Source organism: Blautia sp. HCP3S3_D9 (assembly GCF_052063845.1).
Classification (GTDB): Bacteria; Bacillota; Clostridia; order Lachnospirales; family Lachnospiraceae; genus Blautia_A.
This window is the reverse complement of the sequence record NZ_JBQHWS010000280.1, coordinates 1-968: the sequence shown is the minus strand read 5'-3', so window position 1 is coordinate 968 and position 968 is coordinate 1. Positions and strand designations below refer to the sequence as shown.

2 tRNA genes and 2 rRNA genes are annotated in these 968 nt (G+C 45.8%); all 4 read left to right on the top strand.

What is annotated here, in order from left to right:
- Nucleotides 1-205: ribosomal RNA gene (locus ACTNES_RS20895) — 16S ribosomal RNA — on the top strand; the annotation flags it as partial.
- Nucleotides 206-380: 175 nt separating this feature from the next.
- Nucleotides 381-498, top strand: a 5S ribosomal RNA gene (gene rrf / locus ACTNES_RS20890).
- 5 nt (nt 499-503) lie between these two features.
- Nucleotides 504-576: transfer RNA gene (locus ACTNES_RS20885), tRNA-Ala, on the top strand.
- Nucleotides 577-599: 23 nt separating this feature from the next.
- A tRNA-Ile gene (locus ACTNES_RS20880) sits at nt 600-673 on the top strand.
- Nucleotides 674-968 lie beyond the last annotated feature (295 nt).

The following is a 968-nucleotide window of genomic DNA, read 5'->3' as shown; positions in this document are numbered from 1 at the left end:
GAATCGCTAGTAATCGCGGATCAGAATGCCGCGGTGAATACGTTCCCGGGTCTTGTACACACCGCCCGTCACACCATGGGAGTCAGTAACGCCCGAAGTCAGTGACCTAACCGAAAGGGAGGAGCTGCCGAAGGCGGGACCGATGACTGGGGTGAAGTCGTAACAAGGTAGCCGTATCGGAAGGTGCGGCTGGATCACCTCCTTTCTAAGGAATGTTGGAAAAGTAGGTTGTAAATACAGCTGAATCAATCCGGCTAAAACGGAATTGGATACAGTAGGCTGTGAAAACGGCTGAATCAATCCAACTAAAACGGAAGAAGAAGTAGAGTAAAGAATGTGTTTTACTGTTGAGTTATCAAGGGAAACTGAATAACAATATTTCTGGTAGTGATGCGCTTAGGGGAAACACCCGTTCCCATCCCGAACACGACGGTTAAGACCTAAGCGGCCGATGGTACTGCATTGGAGACGATGTGGGAGAGCAGGTGGCTGCCAGATCAAATGGGGATGTAGCTCAGTTGGGAGAGCACCTGCCTTGCAAGCAGGGGGTCGAGAGTTCGAATCTCTTCATCTCCACTGAAATCGAAAGATTTCAAGATGGGCTTATAGCTCAGCTGGTTAGAGCGCACGCCTGATAAGCGTGAGGTCGGTGGTTCGAGTCCACTTAAGCCCACTGGTTTAAATGAACCAGAACCCCGAAAAGTTCATAAGCATGAGCCATAGGGCAAAGGTCCACTTAAGCCCATTGGGTTTTAAGTAAAAGCCCAGATAATTGTACCTTGAAAACTGCATACATGAAATTTGATTAAAAGTTAATCAAATATCCTTGATACAAAACGTTAAGAGATATGAGAGTGTCTCATAAAACGCAAGATAGGAAAAGACATCGATATTAATTGTTATCAACAGTAACAAAAATATATCAAAACAATGAGAATCAAACGACCGCATCACCTACGCTAGGGTGA